We start from the raw sequence: 20,503 nt of genomic DNA on the forward strand, positions 1-20,503 counted from the left end.
TACATGTTGAGCCCGCTGCGGATAGTTGTCTTCGACGTCTGACCGCTCCAATCGAAGGTTGATCGATGCAGCAGCGAGTTTGTACATACGTATACGCCGATGATCCGATCTTGCAGGCCGGTGTGGTCAGTCAGCTTCGGCAGAGGCCCGAAGTCGATATTGTGGCGGCGGCGGAGCTGAGCCGGGCAGACGTCGCGGTCGCGGTCGCTGACTCGCTTGACGCCGAGACGCTGCGCGTCCTACAAGCATTGCAGCGGGCCGACATCGCGCACACCGTTCTCGTTACCAGTGCCATCGATGACAACACCGTCGTAAGTGCGGCCGAGGTAGGCGTAAGTGGCTTGCTGCGGCGGTCGGACGCGACGCCCGACGTGCTCGTGCGGACCATTCAGCAGGTGGCCAACGGCGACGGCGTGCTGCCCTCTGACTTGCTCGGGACGCTGTTGGGTCAGGTAGGCCGGCTGCAGCGACAGCTGTTGTCCCCGCAGGGGCTGACGTTTTCGGGGCTGACGGACCGGGAAACCGCAGTGCTGCGCCTCATCGCGGATGGCCACGACACCAACGAGATCGCCCAGCAGCTGTGCTACAGCCAGCGAACGGTGAAGAACGTCCTGCACGACGTGACCACGCGACTGCAGCTGCGCAACCGCTCGCATGCGGTGGCGTACGCCGTCCGAGCTGGACTGATCTAGGTGCTGAATTGCCTTTTCGGGCAACGTTTCCTGCCCTGATGGCGGAACCACTGCCCGTTCCGCGGAAGCTCCCATCGCGCGACGGTGATGACTGTGATTTCTGACGTCGATGAGGCGCTGAAGAAGTTGATCAGCAGTGAGGCGGTGAACCATGCCGATGTGGAAGTGGTGTTCGACGCACCGACCAAAGATTGGGCCGCGCGGCGTAGCGGACCCACCATCGACGTCTATCTGTACGACATTCGCGAGGATCTCCGCCGGCGGGAGCGGGGTCTGATCAACGAGTACCGCGAGAACATCGTCGTCTCAAGGCACTTGCCCCCAAGGTATTTCAAATTGTCGTATCTCGTCGCGGCGTGGACGCAGCGTCCCGAGGACGAACATCGGCTGCTGGCGTCGCTGTTGCGTTGTTTCCTGCGATACGAGGCGCTGCCTCAGCATGTGCTGAGTGAATCTCTGCGCGGGATGGGCCTGGCGGTGCCTGTGAGCGTGGCGTTGCCACCTCCAGAGGACCGCTCGTTCGCCGATGTATGGACCGCACTCGGCGGTGAATTGAAGCCCTCACTGGATGTGGTGGTGACCGCTCCGATCGAGACTGGTCGGGAGTTCTTGGCTGCTGCGCCGGTCAAGTTCCCGCCCACGTTGACCATGCAAGGCCTTGCCGACAGTGCGCCGCCGGAGACCCGGCACCCCGGTGCGACAGAGACCGCCTTGGGCTCGTCTGACGGGACGGGAGCAATCGACACCGATCAGACGCGGACAGATTCCGCGCAGAGCGGACAGGCGGGAGACACGTCGTCAAAAGCAACGGCAGGTGAGCCGGCGGCTTCAGACGCGTCAGTACGCATGCGCAAGCGGCGGCCGAATTCCGGAGGGCCGACAAAGTGACAGGATCGGCGACCAGCGCCATGGACAGCCGGGCATACCTACTCGGCTGGGCGACGGTCGCGGAAGAACGGGTCAGAACTCTCGTCGCCCACCGCAGGAGTGTGGATCCCACACCGGACGACCAGTTTCGTGGTCTGTACATCAGCGACGCCACCGTCGATGCGTTATTGGGTGAGCGGCAGCGACCGCCGCGGTTCGACTCGGTCCGCCGAAACCTATTGGAGAGCAATGCCGATAGCGCTGAAGCGGCGGGTGCCGACCTGCGACTGCGGGCGCTGGCCCGCACTGCAGGTTTGACAGCGGACGACGTCGAGCTGTTGGTCATCGCGCTGCTTCCCGACCTGGATTCTCGGTTCGAGCGCTTCTACGGCTATCTCAATGACGATGTGACGCGGCGGCGTGCGACGGTCGGATTGGCACTCGAGCTGGCCGACCTCTCTCCGCTGGATGCAGCGGCCCGGGCACGATTGTCGCCCGGGGCGCCACTGGTCGACCTTGCGTTGGTGCTCATCGAGGAATCCGAGCGGCCGTTCCTCACCCGCGGCCTTCGTGTCCCGGATCGAGTCAGCGCGCATCTGTTGGGCGACGACGAGCCCGACTCCGCATTGACCGGGTTGCTGACCGAACCGCACCGCAACGTCACGGATCAATCGACTGCGCTCGCGAAGGCTCTGCTGGCTGGGCAACGGTTCTACTACCTGCGAGAGACCGGAGGCTGTTCCGGAGCCGCGATTGCGGCTGACGGGTTGTACAAGGCCGACCGACCGGTCCTGCTGTGCGACGCACGCCGCCTGGTCGCGGCTGGTGATCCTGCGATAGCAGTCGCCGTGCTGGGGCGCGAGGCAGTTCTCGGCGGTGCGGGACTGGTGATTTCGCCGGTCGAGCCACTGTCGGAGCACGCTGCCCGAGTCATGCCGCTACTGGCCCGGCTACCGGTGCCGGTGGTGCTCGTCGGTACGTCGGCATGGGACCCAGCCTGGTCCGACGACGTTCCGTTGGTTGTCGAAACAGCCCGGCTGACCACCTCAGAGCGCACGGAATTGTGGAAACACCAACTTGGAACGCTGGCCGATACCGTCGATGTCGACGATCTGGCATCCCAGTTCGCGTTCGGGCCGAAAGAGGTTGCCGCGGCGATCGATTCGGCGCATGCGGCGGCGCGGCTCGAGGGCGGCACACCGACCAATGCTGAGTTGCGCCGCGGTGCCCGACTCCAGAATGCGGCGGGGCTCGAGCGGCTCTCTCGTCGCGTGGCACCCTGCGTCTCGTGGGACGACCTGGTTCTGCCCGACACCACGCTGGAGCAGTTGCAGGAGTTGACAGTTCGAGCGCGGTACCGGGAACGGGTGCTGCGGGACTGGCGGATGCGCCCCGGCGGGGGCCGAGGCAGCGGTGTCACAGCGCTTTTTGCAGGAGACTCCGGAACCGGCAAGACGATGGCTGCCGAAGTGATTGCCGGCGACCTCGGCCTCGATCTGTATGCGGTGGACCTCGCGACTGTCGTCGACAAATACATCGGCGAGACGGAGAAGAACCTGGAGCGCATCTTCACCGAGGCATCCAACGTGTCGGCGGTGCTGCTGTTCGACGAGGCCGACGCGATCTTCGGCAAGCGCAGCGAGGTTCGCGATGCGCACGACCGGTACGCCAACATCGAGAGCGCCTATCTGCTGCAACGGATGGAGTCGTTCGACGGCGTGGCCATTCTGGCTACCAACCTGCGGGCCAATCTGGACGATGCGTTCACTCGACGACTTGACATGGTCGTGGACTTTCCGATGCCTGACGAACATGCCCGGTTGGCGCTGTGGAAGCGCTGTCTGGAGGGGCCGGTCCCAAGCGGGACGGACCTTCAGCTCAACGTCTTTGCCGATGCATTCCCGTTGGCCGGAGGCAACATTCGGTCAGCTGCGATCACCGCCGCCTACATGGCGGCGGGGTCCGGCCGCGACATTGACGTCGAGCATCTGACGGCGGCGATACACCGGGAGTACCGCAAGCAGGGGCGGCTGTTGCCGACCAACGGGATCGGCGTGACTGCGAGATGAGGGCGGGAAACATCATGCGTGTCCATGACAAGTGTCACGAGTTCGATGTCGAGGAAGAATCGGTGTAACGGCCATGACGGAACCGGCGCGCACTACGCGACCCGTCGACGATGCGTTGGTCGAGGCGCGTCGGAAGACAGAGCGCCCTAGGCAAGCGGGAAGCCCCGCCGCCATGATGGGCCTGCAGCGCGCCGCCGGCAATGCCGCAGTGAATGCGTTGTTGATGGGAAAGCTGCGCGCGCCCGGTGCAAGTGAGATTGAAGCCGCGCTGCATGAAATACGACACGACGAGCCGGCCGTCGACATCGTCGAAAAAGGTCTGAAGGCAGCCAAATCCGTCGGTGTTCCGGTCGAGCTTGAGGGACCGAAACCGCCCGCGTCGGCGCTGGCGGTGAACATGACCGGATTCGGCCCCAATGCCGTAGCACCCAAGAAGCCGGTGCCGCCGCCCAAGCCGGTGCCGGCGAAAAGCCGCCTTGGTACCACTGCGGCGAAGCCGGCGAAGCACGTCGGAGGAGCGAGTGCAGGCGCGCCGCCACAGCCGGGGGCCCCTCCTGCCCCTGCCCCGGTCGAAACTGCGGCGCCGCTGTCGGCCGATCAGTTGTTGCAGCCACCCGTGGCGCCGCAACATGTTGCACCACATGAGGACCCGGCATTCACCGCTGTCACCCACCATGTCGGTGCCTTCGCCAAGGACAAGCGCGCACATCCAGCGGCCGCCTCCAAAGCCAAGGAAGCTCAGGATGCGGCCCTCGCACCGACCGATGATGTTGCCGGGCAAGCGAAGGCCGCGAAAGTCGACACGATGGACGCGCAGCAGGCGGGATCGTTCGACAAGAAGGCGTTCATCGCCGCGGTCAAGGCAGCCATTGAGGCCAAGTCCCCGAAGACGCTGAAGGAAGCCGACAACTACGCGAAATCCGGTAAGGCCGGCGAAGTCAAGGGCGCCGTCAAGGGCCTTGTCAACCAGGACAAGGACGGCGAGACCCACGACATCAAGTCCGCCACCGAGGCTGCACCAGACACGTCCAAGGCCGTCGCCAAGCCGGTGACTCCGATGGGGCCCGAGCAGCAGGGTGCCGCGCCAGCCATTCCGGCCGCCGGCGCGGTGCCCAAACCGGCGCCGCCGGAGCAGCTGAACCTCGAAGCAGGCAAGCAGCAGGCCAATCAGGAAATGACCGACGCCAACGTCGATGAGAAGCAGCTCGCCGATTCCAACGAGCCCGAGTTCAACCAGGCGCTGGCGGACAAGAAAGAGGCTGCCGCGCATGCTGATACGGCGCCGGCCGAGTACCGCAAGCAGGAACAGGACACCATTTCGCAAGCCCATGTTGAAGCTGCCGCCGAGACCAAGGCAGGCGTCACGGGTATGCAGGGCACCAAAGCGACGGCACTGGCCAAACTCGTTGCGGACAAGGGCAAGACGAAGTCCAAGGACGAACAGAAGCGCGCCGAGGTCACCGCCAAGATCCAGTCGATCTTCGCCGCCACCGAAGCCGACGTGAAGAAGATCCTCGACGGCATCGACCCGAAGGTGGAGAAGGAGTTCGACCAGGGCGAGGCCGCCGCGCGAAAGACGTTCGAGACCTACGTTGCGGCGAAGATGGCCGCCTACAAGAAGGATCGCTACGGTGGCTGGCTCGGCGGACTCCGTTGGGCCAAGGACAAATTGCTCGGCATGCCGTCGAAGGTCAACGAGTTCTACGAGGCCGGGCGCGAGCTGTACCTCAAACAGATGGACACCGTCATCTCTCGGGTCGCGGACATCGTCGGCAACGACCTCACCGCGGCCAAGAAGAGGATTGCGGCGGGTAAGACGGAGATCGCGTCGTACGTGAAAAGTCTGCCGGCCGGCCTGCAGAAGTTGGGCGCGGAGGCGTCGAAGGAGATCAGCGACAAGTTCGAGCAGCTGGAGGAGGACGTCAAGTCCAAGCAGGACGCCGTCGTCGACACCCTGGCGACCAAGTACGGCGAAGCCCGCAAGGGCCTCGACGAGCGGATCGAAGAGCTGCAGGCCGAGAACAAGGGCCTGGTCGACAAGGCGATCGGCGCAATCAAGGCCGTCATCAACACGATTCGCAAACTGGCCGCGATGCTGATGGACACGCTCGCGCGGGTGGCGCACGTCGTCGGCGACATCATCAAGCACCCGGTGCGATTCCTCGGCAACCTGGTTGAAGGCATCAAGGGCGGCATCATCAGGTTCAAGGACAACATCCTGACGCACCTGCGCAAGGGCTTGATGACGTGGCTGTTCGGGGCGTTGGCCGAAGGCGGCATCGAACTGCCCGACAAGTTCGATCTGCAGGGCATCATCAAACTGCTCGCGTCGATCTTCGGACTGACATGGCGAAATATCCGCAACCGCTTGGTGAAACAGATCGGCGAGCCCGCAATGGCTGCCATCGAGAAGGGCGTCGAGGTCTTCCAGCTCCTCGCCTCCGGCGGTGTCGGCGCGCTGTGGCAGATGCTGATGGACAAGCTCGGCGACATCAAGGAGATGATCCTCGAGCAGGTCAAGGACTTCGTGATCACCAAGATCATCACGGCCGGCATCACCTGGCTGATCGGCCTGCTCAACCCGGCTGCGGCATTCATCAAGGCCTGCAAGCTGATTTACGACATCATCATGTTCTTCGTCAACAACGCCGAGCGGATTCTCAAGTTCGTCAACACGGTGATCGACTCGGCGGCCGACATCGTCCGCGGCAACATCGGCGGCGTCGTCGCGAAGATCGAAGACGTGCTCGGCCAGTTGGTGCCGATTCTCATCGGTTTCCTCGCTAGCGTGATCGGTATCGGTGGCATCGGCCAGAAGGTCCGCGAGATCATCGAGAAGCTGCAGAAGCCGGTCACCAAGGCCATCGACTTCGTGATCAAGACCGGGCTCAAGCTCGCCGGCCCGATCATTCGCGGGCTCAAGGGGATTGGCAGCAAGGTCAAGGCCAAGGTGGCGGCGGGCAAGGCGTGGGTGAAGGGGAAGGCAGAGCAGGGGAAGGCGTGGGTGAAAGGGAAGGCGGAGCAGGGAAAGGCGTGGGCCAAAGGCAAATACGAAGGCGGGAAGAAGTGGGTCAAGGGCAAGGCCGAAGCCGTACGCGACTACCTCCGCAAGAAGTGCGATGCGCTGATGGCAATCGTCTTCAGCGAGAGTTTCACCGCCAAAGGTGAGTCTCATAGGCTCTATACCAATCCTGGTAAACCTGAGGAACTCTATGTCGCATCCACGGCCAGACGGCTCATGGATGCCTTCGCCCACCTGAAACCGGCGAGCCTGAGGGCCCAAATAGCTGATCTTGCTGGGAAGTTCAGATATCGAATGGGTCTCTACCGAGCAGCCGTAAAGGGGTTGCGGGATAAGGGAGAGAAGTGGGCCCTAGCCAATCCGGCGAAAGTTCGAGCCGAGCTTTCTAAGATCGAAGGTGACCGTCAAGAAGCCCGCAAAGTGCAACTTGCGATCATGGAGTTCGCGAAGGCGAACATGAGCGCCACCGATGGCCCCGGTGCACATGCACCTGGAATCGCGAACATCGCGCCATACGGTGCTCAACTACGCAGCCTGCATGGAAAATCCGTACCTGAGTGGCAAATGACAGCCGAGCACACAATTCCTGACGGGCTGGTTCGACGCGCCTTGATGGCGCTTACTCGCACTGGCAAAGTGACCAAGGACGACACGCGTTACAGGTCGCAACCAACGATCATGATCTACGCAGCCGCCGGGTCGGAAAAGACTGGTGGAGTTCCCTGGCAGGCCACGCGGGGCGGCGACCAAGACTTGATAATTCGCATGGGCAATGTCGTCGCGATGGTGCGCGCAGGTGCCGGGGGCGAGGAGATGGGGATGCGCAAGGTCCCCGGCCCCGCGGGGGGCGTCGAACCCAAGCGTTACTGGCGCGTCTATCTGAAGCATCAATGGGAGCGTCGCATCGAACCAGTTCTCTCCAGTCTGATGACGCAGGCCCTCGGACGAACCAAAGCGGCGGTCAAGGCCGAGCAGCAGCAAGTTGGCGATCGGCGGGGTGCCGATGCCGGAGCACGGCCCACCGACGGCGAACTGACCGACGCATACGATCAGCAGAGCGCTCACTACAAAGCGCTAATCAATCAGAGGCTGGAAAGCGCAGACTTTGACTGAGCCAGCGAGGACGTTGCCAGCCTTAATCTGCTGGACGTAGACCCGCGAAGGCGTCCACTCGAACCGCAGTCATCATGGCGCGGCGTAGTCCGACCTAACGCTGATCAACGGGAGATTGCGGCAATCGACCCATTCGTGGAACGTCATTGCCAGCATCCGCGAACCAGCCGATGCGCCGCGGTCCCGGCAGGGTTATGCCTGCACCGTCATGTTCGGATTGGCGGTCACGGAAATCACTCCACCCCACATACACATGCACGTGGACACGTTCGTCAACGCGGGGATGCCGCCCAACGTGACGGTAGGGGAGCCCGGGGTCCACGGCGTACCCGTTGCCGGAATGCACGGTTGCGGGGTCAACACACCTAACGCGGCGGCGGTTGCAGCAGCGACCTGAGGGTTCGACGGGGTCATGCATACGCCGAAGGAACTGATGTTCGCCATCGGTTTGGAGTCCGCGATCGTCGCGGCTGGCTGCGAGGATGCCGTGACCCTGGTTGCCGGCAAGACGGTCAGTGCAGACGGCGCTGCACCGAAAGTACATTGCAGCATCGCGCCGTTCACGACCACCTGGCCCGCCATGGAAGCTGACTTTACGCTCGCATCGGCGGCGCCGGAATCCCCGAAATCGTTGCGCGGCAACCTTGACTGCATGCCCAAGACGGCGGGAACACTGGACAAACCCATACCGCCGCAGTCCACTTAATGGGTGAGGACTCGACGGACATCGTTGCCAGCCGGAACGTTGGCGAATTCGCCTGCGCCCCGTCGGTCCCGGCAGCCCTGGATGGTCACCTGGCAACCGGATCTCGCGTCAGCACTCCGGCAGGCCAGCCCGACCACGCGTGCCCGGCTGATGCTCGATCTCCAACGCACCATCGGCAACGCCGCCGCCTCACGGCTGGTGACCCAGCCGCCGCAATCGAGTCCGACTGTGCACCACGGCGGGCCCAGCGTCTCGCTGCACGGCGACACTACGGCCGAATACGACGGCGGGATCTCCAAATGGGCGCCCACATCCATGAAGCGCGCCAAGGATTGCACCGACTGCCCCGACGACAATCCGTGCCTGCATGCGGTCGGCACCTTCAAAGTGACCTACAACGCAAAGGTGACGATCAGGATGCCGGACATGCCTGACGGTCTGACCGAATGTCAGCAGCGCCGTGTCAGAGCGTTCCTTCGCGACGTGCTCCGTCCGCACGAGAATGAACACGCGCGGCGATTCCGCACCTACAACGGCACGACGGCACACCACATCGACTTCACCGGGTGCGGGACTGCTGCGTTGCAGGACCATCTGCAGGAGATGCACGATACCGAAGAGGCGCAACGGCATTCCGATGCCGAGGCCCTGTCGGCGGCCATCGATCCGTTCAACCGGCCGATCGACCTCGACTGTGGCGATTGAGCTTTCGGCGACTAGCGGTTGGTGACGCGCGCCCACATTCCGCCGGCGAACCCGATGGCCGCACCCAGCAGCACCAGCATGATTCCGTAGCTGGGGAAGCCCGCGGAGGCGTGCTGCCAGGCCAGGGAAATGAGGAGCAGCAGCCAGTACGCGACAGCCAAGACCGCTATCAGAACCGCGACCAGGATGCTCCATCTTCCGATGCTGGCGAAGGCGGTCACTACCAATGCGACGGCAAGCACGAAAATCGATATTCGCTCAGGCGGTTGTGAGAATGCGACGAACTGGTCGGGCGTTTGGTGCCACAGGAACATGACTCCGTACTGATTGATCTTGTCGATCAGCCCGGTGTTGGTGGAGTTTGACCACCAACTCGATTCGATCAGCCATCTACCGTTGAACAACCGCACGTTCGACGCCCAGGGTTCCGCCGCACCCCACATCGCCAGCACCCCGCCGAAGACGATCATCGCGACTTGCACGATGGGAATCCAGTTCCATCCGGAATGGATGAAAGTTGCTTTGGTCGTCAGGGATTCGTCGCCGCTGGACGCCGTGATTTCGAGGTCGCGCGTCGCTTCCTCGCCTCGTTTGACCGGTGCCGGTGCGGTAACCGACACCACGCCCCATGCCACTCCGCCTGGTGGGACGTCGAAACCCGGCGGAGAAAACTCGAACCGCACCACACCCTGGACGTCGGAACCCGACATGCCGGCTTGCAGCCACTGCGTTTCGTGACGGTTCTCGATGCAGTATTGGAATTCGCCCTGTGGCTCAGCTGTTCTCAGGGTTTCCGGCGCCACGACCAGCCGCGACACCGAGTATGCCGTCACCGACGTCGACTGGACGAATGTTCCGGGCGCCTCGATCTCACCGTCACCGTAGGACGCCACCACTGAGAACGGCCTGGTGGATTCCTGTCCTCGCGGCGGTGGCGCTGCACTGATGCGTACCGACGTGGTGACCGCACGGTTGGCCGGCACCGACAGTTTGGCGTTGGCGAACGCGAAGCGCACTGCTCCGGCCGGATCTCGCCCGTCGAACCGCACCGTACGGGTGGTCGCCGAATCGCGGTTATCGACAACCAGCGTGACCACGACAGATTCGGCGTCCCTTGCGTGTGGTGAACTCGGCTCGATCCGGAAGCGCAGTGGGGGCGCAACTGTGCGCTCCTGATTGACGACCACCGTCGCCTCAGCAACGGCGTTGTCCTCGGTCGCGGTGATCGTCAGGCGGCGAACCTGCGTTTCACCCGGCCGGATCTCTGGCACGCTGAATTCGGCTAGGGCCGTGGCAGATTGGCCGGGCTCGACCACCAACCACGGTGGCGAGAAGGTGAAGTTGACTGTGCCTTCGGCATCCGTCCCGGCCAGGGCCACATTGTGTGGATAGTTGCTGCTGGTGTTGTCGAGCAGGACTTCGAAGCTGCCGGTGGTCACATCGACCAGGCGAACTGCCGTCGGCCGGGTGGTCAGCTTGACTGCGGGGCCGTGCTGCGGGACGGTCACCGTCATCGGCACGTCGGTGAATCGGGTGGTATCGCGCTCCGAGCGGACGCGCAATCCGATGGTGAGGGTCTGTGCGGATACCAGCGATCCTGAAGTGGTTCCCAACGTCGCGGTGGCGAGTTCGGTGGTGCCCGGCATGAGCGTTATCTCGGGGTGGCTCAATGTGAGCCAAGGGGGTGCCTGAACAGCGGTCAGGGTGTAGGCGTCGACGATGGTTGACGGGTTCCGGATCTGGACTGCGACGTCGGCCTCTGGGTCGAGCAGTGCCGCAGCGTCGGGGAGCTTGACTTCGGGCGCCTCCGCGCGGCTTTCGGTGTCAACCGCGGCCCAATGCCGACGTGCGCCCATCCGCGGCATTACGTTCGTCTTGTCGGGATCTGGCCTGTTGTTCGCGGAGTCCCAACCCAGGTACTCATCGCAGCCGACGCAAAAACGTGCATCAGCTGCGTTCGGCGTACCGCAGTCATCGCATACGTGTTCGGTCATCATCCGTCCGCGAGGGTCGAAACGTCACCGTGGTCAGCGGACTATATCGCGGGTTTCGGTGCCTCGGCGGGATCATTAGACCGAATCGTGATCAGCGCAGTCCTCGTGCCGCTGGACATACGTTTGTGCAGAGGCCTTGTCTTCCTCCTCTTCACCCTCCTCGCGCTGCACCATTGGCGTCGCGCTGCCATTGGACCGCTGGACATCGTGCGTTGCGACGGCGGGGGCCGAGGACATGACGCGATCGGCATTGGCGACTGCTTCGCGCTCGAATCGATCGGAAGGATCGCTGACCTTGACCCCTCCGCCGGCGTCGGTCCCGTCAACTGGCCCGCTGCGTTGTTGCACAACGTGAGTCAGTTCGTGGGCGAGCATGTGCTGGCCGGTTTGTGATCCGGGGTCGTACTTACCCTGTTGGAAGACGATGTCGGAGCCGACGGTGTAGGCCTGGGCGTTCACTGATTTGGCGGAGTTGTGTGCGGCGGCGTCAGTGTGAATCCTCACGTCGCCGAAGTCATGGCCCAGCCGGCCTTCCATTTCGGCCCGGAGTGCCGGCTCCATGGGAGAGCCTCCGGAGCCGATCACGTCGTGAACCGGCGAGCGCTCCTGCTCGATCAGTTCGGTGGTGCCCGCATTGCCGATCGCGCGTTGAAGCCCCAGCATCCCGGGCGCTCCTGCGGCGTCGAGTCGTCCCGACATCGCGGCTTTCATCGCGACGGCCGATTCGGCTTCCTCTATTCGGGATGCCTTGGGGCGCAGGCTGGATTCTTGGTCGAAGCCTTCGTGGGTATGCATGCAGTCCCTCGCTTGCCGTATTGGGTCTCCATCCAGAATCCACCTCTGACGCGTTCGGCGGAAGACACGAACGACTACGCGTTCGGACATGAGATGTTGCCCGTTCGGGCACTTCGGCTGGCGGTCGGTGATACGCGCGACGATGGCAGGCCCGGACCTGCCCCAACGGGCACAAATTGATGCCCAACCGGCCGTCCGAGAGCCCCTGCCGCGCAACGGTCTAAAGGCGCAGCATCGTCGTCAGCCCACGAATCTCACCGTGCCTACCGAGGAGGCCACATGCCGACGTATCTGTCACCGGGTGTCTATGTCGAAGAGATCGATTCCGGCTCGCGTCCGATCGAGGGCGTCGGTACGGCTGTGGCTGCCTTCATCGGCCTGGCGGAGAAGGGGCCGTTCAACCAGCCCACGTTGATCAGTAACTGGACGCAGTTCACGACCACGTTCGGCGGGTTCATCGAAGGTGCCTGCTTGGCGGAATCGGTATTCGCGTACTTCCAGAACGGTGGCGGCAATTCGTACATCGTTCGGATCGGCGATACCGCCAACGGCAATGGCTCGTCGCCGAAGGCGATCCCGGCGGCAGTGCCACAGGGGATGCTCGCCAACCTGCGCGTGTTGGCACTCGATCCTGCCGCACCCGCGGACAGCATCAAAGTCGAGGTCGTCGAATACCAGAAGGACGCCGGCGAGGGTCAGGAGCCGACAAAGGCGATCAAGCTTGTGGTCTCGAAGGACGGCAAGGTCGTCGAGGAGCACATGGACGTCTCGACTGCGCGCGGCAAGACCAACGTCGTCACCGTCGTCAACGCAGAATCCCAAGTGATCAGACTGGAACAGATCTCGGGGCGCTCAGCCCTGGATTTGCAGGCGGGCGCAGACGTAGTGCTGGTGCCGCCTGCCGATGCGGTCCCGATGCCTGCACGGCTGACTGGCGATGACTACATCGGCGACGCCGCCGACCGCACAGGCGTCTCGGGGCTCGAAGCGATCGACGAGATCACGATGGTGTGCATGCCGGACCTGATGACGGCGTACCAGCGTGGAGCCATTGACCTCGACACCGTGCAGTCGGTGCAGACGGCGATGATCGCACACTGCGAACTCATGGGTGACCGGATGGCCATCCTCGATCCGCCGCCGGGGCTGAACGCCCAGCAGATCAAAGAGTGGCGCGTCGACAAAGCCCGTTACGACTCGAAGTACGCCACGCTCTACTGGCCGTGGGTGAGCACCAAGGGCGGCGACAAATACTTGCCGCCGTCGGGTTTCATCGCCGGCATCTGGGGCCGCAATGACGACACCCGCGGTGTCCACAAGGCCCCGGCGAACGAAATCGTCCGTGGCGCAATCGCATTGGAAACCCAGATCACCCGCAAAGAACATGACCTGCTGAATCCCGTTGGTATCAACTGCATTCGGGCCTTCCCGGCACGCGGCATCCGGGTGTGGGGCGCGCGCACGCTGTCCTCCGACCCGGCCTGGCGCTACGTCAACATCCGTCGGCTGTTCAACTACTTGGAGGAGTCGATCCTGCAGAACACCGACTGGGTCGTTTTCGAGCCCAACGACCACGCGCTGTGGGCCAAGCTCCGTCGCACCATCAGCGCGTTCCTGGTGAACGAGTGGCGTAAGGGTGCGCTGTTCGGCTTGACGCCGGACGATGCCTTCTTCGTCAAGTGCGACGACGAAACGAATCCGACCGAGGGGATCGACGTCGGTGAAGTGTGCTGCCTGATCGGCGTCGCGCCGGTGAAGCCTGCCGAGTTCGTCATCTTCCGCTTGTCGCAGTTCTCCGGCGGCACCAGCTTGGTCGCCGAATAACCCCATGAACACTTGAGAAAGTAGGTAGATCATGCCGCTTCCCGAAAATGACAGCTCGGTTGGCCACTCATTCGGTCTGGAGTTCGACGGCATCCAGATCAAGAGCATCACCGAGGTCAGTGGTCTCAAGATGGAGCAGGACGTCATCGAGTACAAGTCCAACAGCCACGACGGCAAGTACCAGATCAAGAAGTTGCCGGGTCGTTGGAAGGCCGGCGAGTGCACGCTCACCCGGCCACTGACCGATGACCACAGCTTCGACAAGTGGGTCAAGGACTCTCAGCTCGGCAAGATGTCCGACGTCCGCAAGGGCGGGGCCATCATTGTGTACGACTACGAGGGCAACGCGGTCAAGCGGTACAAGATCACCGCCGCCTGGCCGAAGAGTCTGGAGCTCAGCAGCCTTAAGGCCGGCGACACCAGTGTGCTGACGGAGAAGCTGACCCTGACGTACGAGAAGATCGAAGCCGAGGGTGCGTAGAGGTCCTTCCCGCGGCTCGGCGGCCCTCGCCGAGCCGCAGGATCATGACTCATCGCCGGCGCCGCGACTGGAGACGGCGTTTCGGTTCGTCCTGCCACGGGGTTTCGTGGACGCGGCCGGCGCGGTACACCGCGAAGGTGTCATGCGTCTGGCAACTGCCCGCGACGAACTCGTGTCGCAGCGCGACGACCGGGTGCGGGAGAACGCCGACTATCTGTCGGTGGTCCTGATCAGCCGGGTCGTGACGGAATTGGGTGGTCTCGACGATATCCATGCCGGCGTCATCGAGAACCTGTTCGCCTCGGATCTCGCCTTCCTGCAGGACCTTTACCGCCGCATCAACCTCGACGGCCACACTCACGCCCGCGTGGCATGCCCGAGCTGCGGTAGCGAGTTCGCCGTCGACTTCGCCGGGAGTCGCCTGGGGGAATCATGACGTACGGGGCCGACCGACTGCACGAGGAGGTCTCGTACTTGGCGTTTCACCTGCACTGGTCGCTGAACGATCTGCTCGACCTCGAGCACTCCGATCGTCAGCGGTATCTACGTCTGGTCAAGGAGTTCGCCTTGGCGAGCGGAAAGGCTGGTTGAGCAATGCCGTTCACGTGGCCGTGGCACCGATCCCGTCCGGTCGCGGGGGAAGAGCCCCCCGCGACCGCGGGTTCGTCGGCTGCGCCGGCGTCCGCGGAGCCCGGCTGGCGCGCGGTGCCACCCGTGCAACGCACCATCAGCGCGATCGAACTCACCGCGCGCCCAGGTGAATTCGCGTCATCCCTGGCGACTGCTCAGGACCCAGCGTTGATTACACCGAACCGGCCTACATTGTTGACGACAGGTTCCCCCGTCTCCGTACTGCGAATGGCACAACAGCCGGATCCCCCTGTCGCGCAGCGGCAGTCGGAGCCGTCACCGTCTACGGCGCCACAGTCAACCCGCCGGTGGATGCCGCAGCTGAATGCGCAGCGCGCATCGCTGGGCACCCCGTCGCCGCCGCAACCTCCGCCTGCCCCGCCGTTCATGGCGGATGAAGCCGTGGTCCTGTACGTCGACGATGCCACTGCGTCAACGTCTTTCGTCGAGGCCGTCGCCCCCGAACCACCGCGGATCGTTTCCGTTGTCGACCACGTTGAGCCCAGCCGGCCGGCATCCGGAGTGGCAAGCGCGACAGGTACGCCTGCATTGCAGCGGAACGTCGAATCGGTCGGCGCTGCGCCCGTCGACTCAGGTGCGGCGAAATCCCCGGTACCGGCGCAACACGAGCTCCCGTCCGTCCAGCCGATTGTCGAGCGGTCCGCAGGTGCTCCCGTAGTACCGAATGCTGTTCAACGGGCTGTCGACCATACGGCGACGGGGCCTGCTCCAGTCACCCCGCCTTCGCGTGTCAGCCCAGGTTCGCCAGCCGGCACTGCTCCCGCAGCCGACTCGGAGGCGTCGCAGCCCTCGTCGGCGGTCGAGTTCGGTCAGCCCGAGCGTGCAACCCTGGAAGTGGTCGCCGACACCGTCCTTGGCACAGCGCAGGCGGTCACCGACACCGAAAGCCCGCCGTCGTCACAGCCCGCGCAAGTCCAGACATTGCATGAGGCCATGGCCTCCAATCCGGTGGTTGCTCAACCAATTACCAGTGCCATTCAACGCGCCGCGGCCGACGATGTACCCGTCCTCGACACACCGCGCACCGCGCCGGTAATCGAATCGGGTCAGCCTGAAAGTATGGGCGCGCACGCCGATGCCGGGTTCAGCGGGCTGAGTGCCGATGATGCGGTCCATTCGACGGTCTCACTGCCATCACCCGACAACCCGCCGTCGCCGATCTCCGCGGCCGTGCCGGTGAAGTCGCAGCCCGTTGCGAAAGAACTGCAGCGCAGCCAAATCGGCGACTCAAGCTCGATGGCTGCGGCCGCGGGGCGGGTCGATGTGCCGGAGGCACCCGCGAAGGTGCAACGCTTCGCCTCCAGCACGAATCCACCGATATCCGCGTCCGTTCGCCCGCCGGTGCAGGCTGATCCGTTGGCGCCAGAGGTTACAGGCTCCGCCACTCCATCGTTTGAACCGGTGTCCTTTGAGCCACGGTCCATTGAGCCGGTTTCTACTGGGCCGGTGATGAGCACGGTGCAACGCTCCGTGGCCGGTGACGCAGGCGATACCGCAGCGATTATCCAGCAGGCCGTCATGCCAGTGGCCGAGACCGACCAGCGCAATGCGATGACATCGTCCGCACCCGGGATAAGTCTTCCCGGCGACGGGTCGTCAACGGGGTTCAGTGCGCCGGTGGAGATTCAGCGATCAGCGAGTCATATCGATCCCACTGAAAGTGCATTCGAAACCGTCGCAGCACCGGCCGCATCCGCATCGCCCTCCCCGGCCGATGATCCGGTTGATGTGGGATCGCGTTGGGTACCAGCGGTATTCGAGCCATGGACTGATGGTGGCAATGCCGAGCCGGCTCGGTTTGCAGCTAGCCCGGTAATCCCGACTGCGCCGACCCTGCCAGCTCGCCCCGCAGGCATCGCGGCGCCGATCGCGCAGCGGAGTGTGATGCCGGAGAGCCGTGGTATGCCGCAAAGCCGAAGTCTCCCGGAAGCTCGCATCAGCAGTCCGGCGCCGCGGCCCAGTGCATTGCCCATGATTCAGCGCGCTGTGCCCGACGAATCAGCGAACCTCCCAGGTCAATTCAGTGAGCCGCCGGCTTCATCGGGCGCAACTGCCGTGCCAGGTACACCACTGACCACGCAGCGCACGGTCGGCGGTGTGGAACCGGGGCGCATTGTGTTGCTTCCACCGATACGAACCGAGCAGCCTGAGCCCCCTGTCCGTGCCCGCGAGGTACTCGCCGACAGTGCGCGGCCAATGTCGTTGCAACGCATGTTCGGTGACTTCGCCCAACCCATGGCGGAACCAGACACCCGGCACACGCCTGTCGACGGCGAACGTTCATCGGTGCGGACGGTGACATTCGATTCGCCTGTGGCGCAACGGGAAATGCAGTCGGCGCCGGACCCCGTCGTGCAGGCCGCAGCTGAGAACGCACCACCCCAGGGTGATGCACCCACGCCCGGCGCGCCGGCTGCCGCCGCTGCGTCGGGGCACGCGCCATCGCCGAAGGAGGTCGATGAGCTTGTCGGCCGACTCTACGAACCGCTGGCAGCTCGGCTCCGGGCCGAGCTCTGGCTGGATCGTGAGCGGGCCGGCGCCTTGATGGGTCTGCACCGATGAGGAGGACAACCGATGGCCGATGACGATTTGATGGTGGGCGTGGCGTTCGCCGTCGAGATCGACAAGACATCGATCGGCGTGTTCAACAGCTGCGAGGGATTGGGCCTGGAGGTGGTGCTCGAGCAGCGCGAAGAAGGCGGCAACAACATGATGGTCTGGCAGTTGCCCACCCGAATGAAGTACAGCAACATCAAACTGACCCGGCCGGTCGGCCCAGACAGCCCCAAGCTGACGAAGTGGATCACCAAGGCGCTGCACAGCGTGGAGCCGATCACCGCCGTCATCTCGGCGTTGAGTGCGGACGGAAAGAAGGTCGCCAAATGGTCTCTCAATGGCGTCGTACCAGTGCGTTGGACAGGACCCTCGCTGAACTTGGACTCGCCCAAAGTATTCACCGAGACGCTGGAAATCGCCCACCATGGCTTCATTGACGGTGGAGCCTAGACATGGGCACCGCCATTGCGCTGAAGAGCTCGGGCAGCCCCGCCGAGCAGTCGTCGACCAAGGTCCTGAATTCGGGGGCTTCGCACGACCACGCGTGCCTGGAGATGTTCGAACCACAGTCGGCGAAAGGCGGCAGTTCAACCGGATCGTCGTTGGGGAAGATCACTTTTCAGTTCAACCCCAAAGAAGTCACGATAAGCAAATCAGCCAAGTGGGAACGCCAACCCGCCAAGGGGGCAAAGAAAGCCGGACCACCCGAGTACAAGGGTGCCGACGCGTGCAAGATGACGTTGGAGATGTTCTTCGACTCGACGCTGAAATCCGATGACAGCGTGGTGGATTCGGTGGAGAAGCTGTTCGGTTGCTGCGTGCCCTTGGACAAGACCCGCAAGGACAAGCATCCGATGCCGCCGCTCGTGGTCTTCAAATGGGGCGGCGTCACCAGCTTTCCGGCGGTGGTGACGCAGGTGAACGCCAAATACACGCGGTTCGCGTCGAATGGTGTGCCCATTCGCGCAGTCTGCACAGTGAACCTGGAGGAGATGCCGTCCGAGGAGGGCGGACAGAACCCCACTTCGCGTGTGCTCGCGGTCGACCGCGCACACACCATGATCGAAGGGGACACGTTGGCTCTAGTGGCCTATCGGGAGTACGGCGACCCTGCGTTATGGCGGCCGCTGGCTACTTACAACCGGATCGATGATCCGATGCGCATCGCCAACGGAGCGCAGGTTCTGCTTCCCAGCATGGAATCGTTGCTGGGGTAGGTCGGTAACTCGAATGCCGGGCAGCGCAAGCTTTGTGGTCAAGATAGCCGGCAGTGACCTGCCCGGTGAAGCGGCTGCACTGTTGGTGTCGGCTTACGTCGACTGCAGCTTGCGACTGCCCGATGCGTTCATGCTGCGATTTCGCGATCCTGGCCGGATCGTCGTTGAAAAGTCCGGGGTCGAGATCGGTTCCAAGGTCGAGATCGCTGTCACCACCGATGCCGCTCCGTCGCCGGAGAAACTGATTTCGGCCGAGGTGACTTCATTGGAAGCCGAGGTTGACGCAACCGGATCCTTCACTGTGATAAGGGGATACGACCCAGCGCACCGATTGTTCCGGGGGCGGCACACCGAGTCCTACACACAGGCCACAGCGTCTGATGCCGTCAAGAAGGTAGCTCAGCGCGCGGGGCTGTCGACTGGCCAGGTCAAGTCCAGTTCGACGGTGCACGACCACATCGGGCAGTGCGGACAGACCGACTGGGAATTTCTTGAAGGCATGGCCAAGCAGATTGGATATGAAGTCGCCGTGCGGGACAACAAGCTCGACTTCGGGCCCCGCGAGACCGCTGACACGGCGCCCTCGGCATCCGGTGAGGCTGGTTCCAATCCGCTTGTCCTGCGGCTGGGTGCGGACATCCTGCGATTCCGCGCCGTGATCACTGCGGCCGAGCAGGTCGGCAAGGTCGAGGTCCGGGGTTGGGACATCGCGCAGAAGAAGAAGATCGTCAGCACCGCCGAGGCAGGTACCAAGAGCGTCAAGCTGGACTCGGCGGACCCGGCGGCCATGGCCAAGCCCTTCGGCAACCCGAAATACGTTGCCTCCGATATCGCGTATCGAAAGCAATCTGAGGCCGATACCGCTGTGAAAGCACTCGTCGAAGAAATCGGCAGCTCGTTTGCCGAAATCGACGCTGTGGCAAGGGGTAATCCAAAGCTCCGCCCCGACGTCGCGATCAGCATCGAGCACGCCGGTAAACCATTCGACGGCAAGTACACGTTGACGACGGTGCGGCATCGTTACGAGCCGACCACCGGATACACCTGCGCATTCGCCGTCACCGGTCGCCAGGAGCGCAGCCTGTACGGTCTGGCCTCCGGCGCAGCGGGTCGGGATCGGACGGCGGGCGGGGTGGTCATCGCGCAGGTTAGTGACGTCAACGACCCCGAACATCAGGGCCGGGTAAAGCTGACCTTTCCGTGGCTTTCCGACGACTATGTCAGTGATTGGGCCCGCACCGTCCAGGCAGGCGCCGGCAAAGACCGTGGCGCGATGGTGGTGCCAGAAGTCGGTGACGAGGTTCTGGTGGCGTTCGAGCAGCAGGATCCCGCGCGCCCCTACGTGATCGGCGGCTTGTTCAACGGGGTCGACAAACCCAAGAGCGGCGGCATCGCCGTCGTCGACTCGGGCTCGGGCGCCATCAACCGCCGATCGTTCATCTCCCGCAATGGGCACCGTATCGACGTCCTCGATGACAGCGGCAAGACGGAAGGCATCGACGTGCAGACCGGCGATGGCAAATTGCGAGTCACCTTGGATGCGGTCGGCACCAAGATCACAGTGCACAGCGATGGCACGGTACAGATCGACGGAAAGAAGGGCATCGTCATCGAATCCTCGTCCGGCGATCTGGAGATGAAGGGCCGCCAGATCAAGATGACTGCACAACAGGGAGTTTCGGTGCAGGGAGGAGCTGGGCAGTTGGAGCTGAAGACTGCCGGACCGGTGACCGTGCAGGGCACCACCGTCCAGATCAACTAAAGGGTGCCGAGATGATGCCACCAGCGCTACCCGGGAAGAGGGATTGACG

17 protein-coding genes are annotated in these 20,503 nt (G+C 63.6%); 14 read left to right on the top strand and 3 right to left on the bottom strand.

Going from position 1 to position 20,503, the window contains the following annotated elements; all coding sequences use genetic code 11:
- Positions 1–65 precede the first annotated feature (65 nt).
- The 4 genes from H289_RS0122125 to H289_RS31990 all read left to right on the top strand — a co-directional run bounded on the left by H289_RS0122125 (position 66) and on the right by H289_RS31990 (position 7,763).
- Positions 66–692: a response regulator transcription factor gene (locus H289_RS0122125; RefSeq protein WP_020103017.1), complete on the top strand. Its 627-nt coding sequence runs from the start codon at positions 66–68 to the stop codon at positions 690–692.
- Between the two features lie 87 nt (positions 693–779).
- Complete coding sequence (locus tag H289_RS31040) at positions 780–1,580, top strand: Pvc16 family protein (RefSeq protein WP_020103018.1); 801 nt, start codon at positions 780–782, stop codon at positions 1,578–1,580.
- On the top strand, positions 1,577–3,628 hold the full coding sequence (locus H289_RS31045; RefSeq protein WP_051128556.1) for an ATP-binding protein: 2,052 nt from the start codon (positions 1,577–1,579) through the stop codon (positions 3,626–3,628). Before H289_RS31040 ends, H289_RS31045 begins: the two co-directional genes overlap by 4 nt.
- Before the next feature lie 172 nt (positions 3,629–3,800).
- Positions 3,801–7,763: a phage tail protein gene (locus tag H289_RS31990; RefSeq protein WP_020103020.1), complete on the top strand. Its 3,963-nt coding sequence runs from the start codon at positions 3,801–3,803 to the stop codon at positions 7,761–7,763.
- 192 nt (positions 7,764–7,955) lie between these two features.
- Here the strand turns inward: H289_RS31990 and H289_RS34040 are convergent, their stop codons facing one another.
- Positions 7,956–8,270: a DUF4280 domain-containing protein gene (locus H289_RS34040; protein WP_353583699.1), complete on the bottom strand. Its 315-nt coding sequence runs from the start codon at positions 8,268–8,270 to the stop codon at positions 7,956–7,958.
- On the opposite strand from H289_RS34040, the gene H289_RS33765 reads away from it, so the two are divergent.
- Together H289_RS33765 and H289_RS0122150 are read left to right on the top strand one after the other, a co-directional pair.
- On the top strand, positions 8,176–8,469 hold the full coding sequence (locus H289_RS33765; RefSeq protein ID WP_020103021.1) for a hypothetical protein: 294 nt from the start codon (positions 8,176–8,178) through the stop codon (positions 8,467–8,469). The two genes, H289_RS34040 and H289_RS33765, sit on opposite strands and share 95 nt — an antisense overlap.
- Positions 8,470–8,550: 81 nt before the next feature.
- Positions 8,551–9,174, top strand: a complete 624-nt coding sequence (locus H289_RS0122150) for a hypothetical protein (protein ID WP_020103022.1) — start codon at positions 8,551–8,553, stop codon at positions 9,172–9,174.
- Between the two features lie 11 nt (positions 9,175–9,185).
- On the opposite strand, the gene H289_RS0122155 is transcribed toward H289_RS0122150, so the two are convergent.
- A complete protein-coding gene (locus tag H289_RS0122155; RefSeq protein WP_020103023.1) occupies positions 9,186–11,030 on the bottom strand; it encodes a hypothetical protein in 1,845 nt (614 codons plus the stop codon).
- Positions 11,031–11,243: 213 nt separating this feature from the next.
- Complete coding sequence (locus tag H289_RS0122160; RefSeq protein ID WP_020103024.1) at positions 11,244–11,963, bottom strand: eCIS core domain-containing protein; 720 nt, start codon at positions 11,961–11,963, stop codon at positions 11,244–11,246.
- Between the two features lie 279 nt (positions 11,964–12,242).
- Here H289_RS0122160 and H289_RS0122165 point away from each other — a divergent pair, with 279 nt between their 5' ends.
- The 8 genes from H289_RS0122165 (at position 12,243) to H289_RS0122210 (ending at position 20,454) form a co-directional block, all read left to right on the top strand.
- On the top strand, positions 12,243–13,787 hold the full coding sequence (locus H289_RS0122165) for a phage tail sheath family protein (protein WP_020103025.1): 1,545 nt from the start codon (positions 12,243–12,245) through the stop codon (positions 13,785–13,787).
- Between the two features lie 31 nt (positions 13,788–13,818).
- Positions 13,819–14,268, top strand: a complete 450-nt coding sequence (locus H289_RS0122170) for a phage tail protein (protein WP_020103026.1) — start codon at positions 13,819–13,821, stop codon at positions 14,266–14,268.
- Between the two features lie 142 nt (positions 14,269–14,410).
- Entirely contained in the window at positions 14,411–14,704 is a 294-nt protein-coding gene (locus tag H289_RS0122175; protein ID WP_231388100.1) for a phage tail assembly protein, read from the top strand.
- Entirely contained in the window at positions 14,701–14,859 is a 159-nt protein-coding gene (locus H289_RS33475; RefSeq protein ID WP_020103028.1) for a hypothetical protein, read from the top strand. The genes H289_RS0122175 and H289_RS33475 overlap by 4 nt, the downstream gene beginning before the upstream one ends.
- A gap of 894 nt (positions 14,860–15,753) precedes the next feature.
- Entirely contained in the window at positions 15,754–17,481 is a 1,728-nt protein-coding gene (locus H289_RS33160; protein WP_155944219.1) for a hypothetical protein, read from the top strand.
- A 12-nt stretch (positions 17,482–17,493) separates the two neighbouring features.
- A complete protein-coding gene (locus H289_RS0122200) occupies positions 17,494–17,925 on the top strand; it encodes a phage tail protein (RefSeq protein ID WP_020103032.1) in 432 nt (143 codons plus the stop codon).
- A 2-nt stretch (positions 17,926–17,927) separates the two neighbouring features.
- Complete coding sequence (locus tag H289_RS0122205) at positions 17,928–18,692, top strand: CIS tube protein (RefSeq protein ID WP_020103033.1); 765 nt, start codon at positions 17,928–17,930, stop codon at positions 18,690–18,692.
- A gap of 13 nt (positions 18,693–18,705) precedes the next feature.
- Complete coding sequence (locus tag H289_RS0122210; RefSeq protein ID WP_020103034.1) at positions 18,706–20,454, top strand: VgrG-related protein; 1,749 nt, start codon at positions 18,706–18,708, stop codon at positions 20,452–20,454.
- Positions 20,455–20,503 lie beyond the last annotated feature (49 nt).

This window comes from Mycobacterium sp. 360MFTsu5.1 (assembly GCF_000383495.1).
GTDB lineage: Bacteria > Actinomycetota > Actinomycetes > Mycobacteriales > Mycobacteriaceae > Mycobacterium > Mycobacterium mucogenicum_B.